The 8,114-nt window shown below is 33.7% G+C and carries 9 protein-coding genes and 1 tRNA gene; 3 read left to right on the forward strand and 7 right to left on the reverse strand.

Annotated features, from left to right (window positions below; genetic code table 11):
* Nucleotides 1–336: 336 nt before the first annotated feature.
* The 5 genes from ACIQ56_RS11780 to rplU all read right to left on the reverse strand — a co-directional run bounded on the left by ACIQ56_RS11780 (nt 337) and on the right by rplU (nt 3,296).
* Complete coding sequence (locus tag ACIQ56_RS11780) at nt 337–846, reverse strand: 23S rRNA (pseudouridine(1915)-N(3))-methyltransferase RlmH (RefSeq protein WP_397601256.1); 510 nt, start codon at nt 844–846, stop codon at nt 337–339.
* A gap of 10 nt (nt 847–856) precedes the next feature.
* Entirely contained in the window at nt 857–1,339 is a 483-nt protein-coding gene (gene rsfS / locus ACIQ56_RS11785) for a ribosome silencing factor (RefSeq protein WP_397601257.1), read from the reverse strand.
* A gap of 4 nt (nt 1,340–1,343) precedes the next feature.
* The gene (gene obgE, locus ACIQ56_RS11790) at nt 1,344–2,384 is read right to left on the reverse strand and encodes a GTPase ObgE (RefSeq protein ID WP_397601258.1); all 1,041 of its coding nucleotides are present in this window, start codon (nt 2,382–2,384) and stop codon (nt 1,344–1,346) included.
* 222 nt (nt 2,385–2,606) lie between these two features.
* Entirely contained in the window at nt 2,607–2,873 is a 267-nt protein-coding gene (rpmA, locus tag ACIQ56_RS11795; RefSeq protein WP_153421726.1) for a 50S ribosomal protein L27, read from the reverse strand.
* Nucleotides 2,874–2,972: 99 nt separating this feature from the next.
* A complete protein-coding gene (gene rplU, locus ACIQ56_RS11800; RefSeq protein ID WP_397601259.1) occupies nt 2,973–3,296 on the reverse strand; it encodes a 50S ribosomal protein L21 in 324 nt (107 codons plus the stop codon).
* Between the two features lie 203 nt (nt 3,297–3,499).
* Between rplU and ACIQ56_RS11805 the strand changes: the two genes are divergently transcribed.
* The 3 genes from ACIQ56_RS11805 to ACIQ56_RS11815 all read left to right on the forward strand — a co-directional run bounded on the left by ACIQ56_RS11805 (nt 3,500) and on the right by ACIQ56_RS11815 (nt 6,323).
* Nucleotides 3,500–3,590 (forward strand) — tRNA-Ser (locus tag ACIQ56_RS11805).
* 333 nt (nt 3,591–3,923) lie between these two features.
* Nucleotides 3,924–5,813, forward strand: coding sequence for a DNA polymerase III subunit gamma/tau (dnaX, locus tag ACIQ56_RS11810; RefSeq protein ID WP_397601260.1), 1,890 nt, complete (start codon nt 3,924–3,926; stop codon nt 5,811–5,813).
* Nucleotides 5,814–5,996: 183 nt separating this feature from the next.
* The gene (locus ACIQ56_RS11815) at nt 5,997–6,323 is read left to right on the forward strand and encodes a hypothetical protein (RefSeq protein ID WP_397601261.1); all 327 of its coding nucleotides are present in this window, start codon (nt 5,997–5,999) and stop codon (nt 6,321–6,323) included.
* Nucleotides 6,324–6,530: 207 nt separating this feature from the next.
* Here the strand turns inward: ACIQ56_RS11815 and ACIQ56_RS11820 are convergent, their stop codons facing one another.
* A complete protein-coding gene (locus ACIQ56_RS11820) occupies nt 6,531–6,794 on the reverse strand; it encodes a GIY-YIG nuclease family protein (protein WP_397601262.1) in 264 nt (87 codons plus the stop codon).
* Between the two features lie 133 nt (nt 6,795–6,927).
* Nucleotides 6,928–8,114 (reverse strand): M3 family metallopeptidase (locus ACIQ56_RS11825; protein ID WP_397601263.1); only part of this gene is annotated, 1,187 nt, incomplete at its 5' end.

Raw genomic sequence — 8,114 nt, forward strand, 5'->3', positions numbered from 1 at the left:
ACCCAAAAGATTGGTTGCCTTGGAATTATCTCGATACCATCAACAAAATCAAAAACCACTCTCTATAAAAAATTTACTAGCATTCATTTTGTTTGTAAAATGCACTTATTGGTAGGACACACCTGAAGAATAAGAAAAAATACAATTTATATTATTAAATTCATTTAATTGCTCGCATCCAAAACAATTTTCATTTCCACAGCGGCAACAATAGATCCATTTTAATTTTTCTAAATTTTTAAAACAAGAATTACATATAATATTAGAATATAAATTTTTATCATTTAAACAGAAATAACATCTTAATTTTTTTTTTCATAATATTTAAAAAATATTTTATGATTTATTTTTTATGAAATGCGATTTTGCCAATGATGATATTTCACCATGATGATAAGGATGATTACTTAATATACAACGAGCTCTATAAACTTGTTCAAGCAAAACAGCGAAAGCCAATTCATGAGGAAAAGTCATTTGCGATAAAGAAATTAATTGAATGCGTCCTAATGATTTTAATTCTGCTGGTAATCCGTAAGCTCCCCCTAAACAAAAAATAATCATTTTTTCTCCCCTTGATTCATATTGATCTAAACTTTTAGCAAATTCTGCACTTGAAGAATTTTTGCCATTTTCATCAAATGCGATACAAAGAGGATTTTCTACAGATAATTTTTTGAATTCTTTTGCATAAAAGGCATATAATTCATTTTGATTTATTGGTGAGGTTGGATAGATATGAGTAATAGAAGTAAATTTAGAGATACGACTTTGAAACTCATTTACAAAATCGTATAAATAAGACTGCTGCGGAATTTTCCAAGGAGTTATAAACACATAACGCATTCAAAAATCACTAAATTTGATTTGCAAGGGACTCAGCTTCACTAGATTTTAAAGAAGTATTAATTTCTACAACTTCATTATATAAAGCTTGGCATTTATCTTCTGCTAATGGAATAATATGAGCTTTGCTCCATAGCTGTTCGAGCTGATAAAGCTCGCGAGTAGGCTCTTGAAAAACATGAATAAATAAAAAGCCATAATCAATTAAAACCCAAGTACAAGACTCAAGACCATCTACAGATACAGGGGAAACACCCAAGTTATGCTTAAAAAACTGACGAATACTTTCCGCAACCGCATATACTTGTCTTGGATTCGAAGCACTGACAATTGCAAAAAGTTCAGTGAAGGCACCAATATCTTTTAAATCCATCACAATGGGACGAACTGCCTTTTTTTCTGTAGCTACTGCAATTGCAATCATTGCTAAATCTTCGTGAGAAAGCTCTTTATCACCAATTTTAGTAGTTGTTTTTATATCATTTCCGTTCACTGATTTATATCTCCGTTTTTTTTACGCTACTTAAAATTTCAATTATTTTATCAAGAAGATCGGTAATCCCTATGCGAAATGCAGAACTTATTTCGAAATAAGGAGTTTTCTTGAGTTTCAAATAATTACGAAATCCATTTAGTGCATCTTGGTTAGTAACTGTCTCAATTTCTTCTCCAGCAAGAGAGTCGACCTTAGAGATAACTGTTACCCTCGGACGCTCTAATATAGCCTTATCATAGAGGGAAAGCTCTTCTAGTATCCCATCATAGTCAGAAATCATAGACTCTGCTGTCTCTTGGCTACCATCAATTAGATGAATAAGTACACAAGTTCTTTCAATATGACGTAAAAAATCGTGGCCTAATCCTTTTCCTTGGCTTGCCCCTGGTATTAATCCAGGAACATCAGCAACTACAAACGGATTTGCTTCTTTATGACTTACTACTCCCAAAGTGGGCACTAAGGTCGTAAATGGGTAGTCCGCTACTTTGGGCCTTGCTGCAGATATAACTGTAATTAAAGTACTTTTCCCAGCATTTGGACTTCCAATAATGCCTACATCCGCAATCATTTTGAGTTCAAGCCGGATTCCTCTATTCTCACCTATTACTGGTGGTATCGTTTTAGTTGGAGCTTGATTTCTTGAATTTACAAATAAAGTATTTCCAATTCCGCCTTTACCACCTTTAGCAACCAATAAACGGTGTCCTTCATACAAAACTTCACCAATTATTTCGCCACTTTCTATATCGAATGCCACAGTACCGCAAGGAACTTTTAGAGTAAGATGATCACCAGATCTGCCTTGTTTATTATTTGTTCCGCCTTTGCCACCAGCTTCTGCTTCGTAGAATCGTTGGTAACGGAAATCGAGTAATGTAGATAATCCATTTGTTGCCTCAAGATACACATCACCGCCACTCCCGCCGTTGCCTCCATCAGGCCCTCCAGCAGGAACATATTTTTCGCGTCTGAAATGGGACATGCCTAAGCCCCCATCTCCCGCTTTTACTTTAATTTCAGCAGTATCAATAAATTTCATAATTTAGCCACCATGGGAATTAGAATAACGAGTAGAAAATTGAGAATATAGAAAAGCCATTCGCTTATTACCCTCATTTATAAAAAAAAAACTAAGGATTATAATAACTTGTTTTTATTAATAAAGGACATAAAACAAAAACCAAGATGCGCATAGAAACTATAAACGCACCTTGGCTTTTAGCAAAAAGGATTAGAAAATAATTTTAGGTATCAGATACCTTTATGCCTTTGCGTCTACAGGATAAACGCTTACGCATTGACGTTCGCGAGAAATGTGTTCGAATTTAACTTCGCCATCAATCTTTGCAAACAAAGTAAAGTCTTTCCCCATTCCTACATTAGAACCAGGATGTATTTTAGTTCCCACTTGGCGAACTATAATATTACCAGCTCTTACAGATTCCCCACCGTAAGCCTTAACGCCACGGTATTTAGGATTGCTATCGCGTCCATTTTTGGTTGAACCACCGGCTTTTTTACTTGCCATTGTACGAATCCCTTAATTTAACTTCCATGAACTTGGAAGATATTTGTTAGAAGAAAAAGTATCCAATAATTTCATTTAGTTATTTAGACTAAAGAAAAATTAACCTTCAATACTTGTAATAGACAAAGTTGTAAAATCTTGGCGATGGCCATGCATTTTCTTTGACTTATTTTTACGAAGGTATTTGAAGACAAGGATTTTATCTTCACGGCCATGAGAAACAACAGTTGCTGTTACTTTTGCGCCATTGATTTGTGGTTCACCAATTTTAAGTTGACCACCTTTATTAATCATTAAAACTTCAGAAAAAGGCATTGTTGTGCCCACTTCAGCATCAATGAAATTTGCTTTGATTTTTTCGCCTTCAGATACTTTGTATTGACGGCCAAAAATCTTAACTACTGCATAGTTTTTATTACTCACAACAGATTTCCTTATACGCTTTTAGTATTTCAATTATTGAAACACATCGTTCTTAGGTAAGCGCTACCACGCCATAAACACGGCTCAACAAGAGTCGGAAGCTAGCTCATAGTGCAATTTCGTAATAAGGTCAAGAACTTTATTTTTTTGAGGAAAGACACTTGCATTTTCTTTGAGTGTCAGGTACGGAATTACTTCCAAGTGGAGAGATGTCCGAGTGGCTGAAGGAGCACGATTGGAAATCGTGTTTACGCTAAAACCGTAACGAGGGTTCGAATCCCTCTCTCTCCGCCACTATCTTATAGTATGTTTTAAAAGCAACTATCAGAGGTGGTTGTTTGCCCTTAGTGCCCTTTTAATGAATCCGCCAGAGTTGGAAGACAGCAACGGTGTTTAGCAGGGTAGGTAAGATAAGCTAGCAGCCACCCCTAATAGTTGTTTTTTTTATCTTTTTTTATGAAATCGCTTTTACAGTTGTCTCACTTTCTTGATTTTTACATTTCAAGCTCACATACTGATCCACAATTAGGGCTTATCATTTTCTCATAAATCCGAGAATGATAGTTTAATATTCTTAAACACCCTAAAAGAGTATCCTATTCCCAATTTTTATTTGGTACCCAAAGTATGTCTACAGACAACAATTTACAATCTAATCAACAAAAACAAGAGACGGAATATGTTGTATTAGCAAGACGAACACGACCACAAAGTTTTTCAAGCTTAATTGGTCAAGAAGTTGTTTCCAACTCAATAGAAAAAATGCTGGTTCATCATAAAATTCCTCATGCTTTTTTATTTACAGGAACAAGAGGAACAGGAAAAACATCGAGTGCTCGTATTTTAGCTAAATCACTTTGTTGTGAAAAAGGGCCTACCATTTCACCATGCCAAACCTGCGTTCATTGCACTCAAATTACAGCATGTGCCCATGACGATATTTTAGAGATTGATGGGGCATCGAACACAGGAGTGGATAGCATTCGAGAATTACGAGAAGCCACTCGTTTTTTCCCCAACTCCGCTCGCTATAAAATATTTATCATTGATGAAGTTCATATGCTTAGTACAGGGGCATTCAATGCTCTTTTAAAGACATTAGAAGAACCACCCCCTCAAGTTGTTTTTATTTTAGCCACCACAGAGCTTCATAAAGTACCAATCACAGTACGCTCTCGCTGCATGATTTTTGCATTTAAAAAAATTGAGCCAAATACAATAGAACAACATTTAAAAGAGATTTTACAAAAAGAAAAAATAGAGTTTGAAAACGAAGCCATTACTTTAATTGCCAGAGAAGCAAAAGGCTCTATCCGTGACGCACTTAGCCTTTTAGAACAAATTATAGCAAGCTGTAATCATAGTTTTATTTCTGCAGAACAAACAAAAAAAGGCCTCTGTGTACAGGGTGAAGAAATAGCTGAAAATATTTTTTTATCTATCTGCAAAAAAGAAACAGGAGAAGCTTTAGAGCTTTTAAAGCAAGCCGATTCAGCCAGTTTAGACATAGCCACCTTAATTGATAATGTGGCGCAGTTTTTCAGAAATGGCATGATTATTAAAAGCTTGAATAATAAAGAACGAGCAATTAAGTTAACACAGCTTCTTCCTAAAGAATATGATTCCTTGAGTAATGCAATAACACCTCTTTCTCATGCAGCCATAAGTGAAATATTTAGATTACTTGCCATTTCTGTCAAAGAAATTTCAAGAACGAATGCAAGTTTAGCGTGGGCTGAAATTACTGTTATCGATTGTATTTCAAGAGCAGAGTGGCTTTCCGCCTCTGAAATTATTTCTATTATGTCTCATAAAACAAATACGGTAGCCCAAATAAATTCACAAAATATAAAAAAAATACCTGAACCTGAGCAAATCATAAGCGCTACGAAACAAAATAACCAAACAAATTTAACAATACCCAAAAGTACTTCGGTGCATAATGAACAATTAGATCTTGAAATTTTTAAAAAATTTGTTTCGATAGCAGAACAAAAAAGTAAAACACTAGGTGCGCGCCTTGGATTCGCAAAAATGGAAGCTTTCAATAAAAACTGTATTCATTTTTCAGACGCTCCTGAAAATGAAACTTATTTATCTTTTAATGAGATTGACCTGCAATATTTTTGGGAAAGTATTATAGAAATACAATGTCAAAATGCTGAATTTAAAGGGCATTACACTCCAAAACCACCTCTTCACAACATGCAAAAAGAAAAAATTAAAAAGGTTTCTACACATTTAAATACATTAAAAAAACCAATACCGGAAACAATAGCTCCCAATACACAAAAAAGCGTTATTCAAAGCTTTCAAAAATACAATACGGGCCAAGACATTCACTCAAAATCAGATAATACATCTCGGCCGTTAAACAAATCCATATCTTTGTCTGAAATCAATACAAAAGAAAAAACTCAAGGATTTCTTCAAAAAGAAAAAGATCTACTTGAAAAAGATCACATTCAAAAACTAAAAAAGCTCGCTACAGAAATTCAAATTGTTTCTGTAGACTAGAAATTACGAATGCGAAAGGAGATTTTTTTTAAATCAGCATAAAAATGAATCTAGATCTTGCACTGGGAATAAAGATTTGATTACATTTTTTTGTAGTATGTAATCTTAGGTTACATCTCAGTTGCTTTTTAAAATAAAGTATATATAAGTGACACAATTTTTGATCTATTTCTGGAGGTTCTGATGGTTCTTTTCGCTAAAAACAGCAATGAGCAATTTTTTAAACAATCTATGCCCCCCCTTGATATGGGCAAAGCAGCGGAAGCTGAAGAAGAAGATGAAGACTTTGATGATGATGACGAAGACTTCGAAGACGAAGACGAATACGATGATGACGAAGATGACTTTGACGATGATGAAGATGACTATGATGATTATGATGAAGATGAAGAATATGATGATGAGTTAGACGAAGACGATGAATATGATGACGACGATTATGATGACGACGATGATGATTATGACGATGATGATGACGACGATGATGATTATGACGATGAGGACGAATAATTCCTAACAGCAATCTTAATTATTTCGTTTTATAATAATGGAACACTTTAACTCCAGTAAATTGTTTTTCATTAGAATGTGTTCGCTATTTTCCACAAGAAAAAGAACACTCAATTACAATAAGAAGAAACGCTTAAATTTATGAAAGCACTTCTTATTGTTGTGATTTTGCTGTTTCCTATTGCATATTATAGTTAAAGAAAATTTTTAAGTTCTTTTCATTTGGCTTTGTAATATTAAATTTAATTTCTCTTGTCTGGTCATTTTTTTGATTTGACACTCTCTCTTTGAAGCTTCCGATCGATTTACATGACTCTCTTGATACAAAATCACATCGGGTTCTGAAAAGTTAAAAAAAGAAGCACCTTTCTTACTTGAGCAATGCTCTTTAAAACGCCGCTCTAAATTTGTTGTAATTCCTGTATAAAGCTTTCCTGATTTTGTTTGAATGATATAAAGTTTCCAAGCCAAGAAAATTCCCTTTAAAAAAAACCGATGATGATTCCTAATATCTCCAATGGAAAAAACATTCGCATTATACAAGTTAAAAGAGAAATAAAAGCCATTGTAATGGCATTCTTAATATAAATTTATGAATTTAATATTACTCACCACAAATTTTTATAATTTCCATTTGTATTTCATGACAAAGATCTTTTAAACTTTTTCTTCCAAAATCGAATTTCAATCCTGTTGCTTCAAACAAACCTTGTAATGACTTTTGCGAGCCAAGACTCAATCCTGAAATATAATTTAAGACAGCTTGATTATAATTGTTTTTGCTTTTTTTCCATAACTGCAAAGCTCCTGACTGAGCTATTCCATAATCAATATAATAAAAAGGGGAGGTGAAAATATGAGGACGACTTAACCACCCAAGTTCTTCAATATCATCATAGCCATCCCAATTAACTTGTGGCCTATATTTTTTAGAAACGTCTCGCCAAATTTTATTTCTTTGTTCTGCAGTTGGAATTTCTTTAGAAGAATATATTTTATGTTGCCATTCATCCATCATAGCCATAAATGGCCAAAAATTAAGCATATGAAAAAGTTGAAAAGATAACGCTTTATTAGAATCCTTTTTATTAACCCACAGATCAGAATAAAAAGGACTTGCTAAAAGCTCTAAGCCAATGCTTGCTACTTCACAAAATTCAAAACCAGGATGGCGCAATAACACATTATCAATATTTGAAACAGCATAACCATGAATGGCATGACCAAACTCATGCATAAAAGTCATTGCATCTCTAAAATTTCCGCCAAAATTTGCAAAAACAAAAGGGTAACCACTTTCCTGAAAAGTAACACAAAAAGCACCTGGAGCTTTTCCTTTTCTTGGAGCAATATCAATTAAATTATGTTTCCTCATTTCGTTAAATAATTTGCCAAAAGAAGGATGTATTTTAGAGGTAATATTTTGCATTGAAGAAATTAAATGATTTAAGTTTCCATTTGCAGGAAGTTTTTCTGGCATGAGATCTGGCCAAATAGAGATATCCCATGGGGCAATGCAATCCGATTTTAAAGATTCTTTTTGACGATTAGATAATTCTTTTATAACAGGAATAACTTCATGATAAATTGAATTTCTAAATTCAGCACAATCTTCTTTCCCATAGTCCATTCGACCAAGTTCTGCAAAAGCAATATCGGTATAGTCTTCTGCTTGAACACATGCAGCTTGTTTTTTTCGATTTATTAAAAGATTTTCAAATATTTCTTGATACTTTTCTTCATTATCTTTAACAAAGTTCCAATAAGTTAAAAAAGCCGACTTTCTTGTAT

The sequence above is a fragment of the Silvanigrella sp. genome, from assembly GCF_044369315.1.
Classification (GTDB): Bacteria; Bdellovibrionota_B; Oligoflexia; order Silvanigrellales; family Silvanigrellaceae; genus Silvanigrella.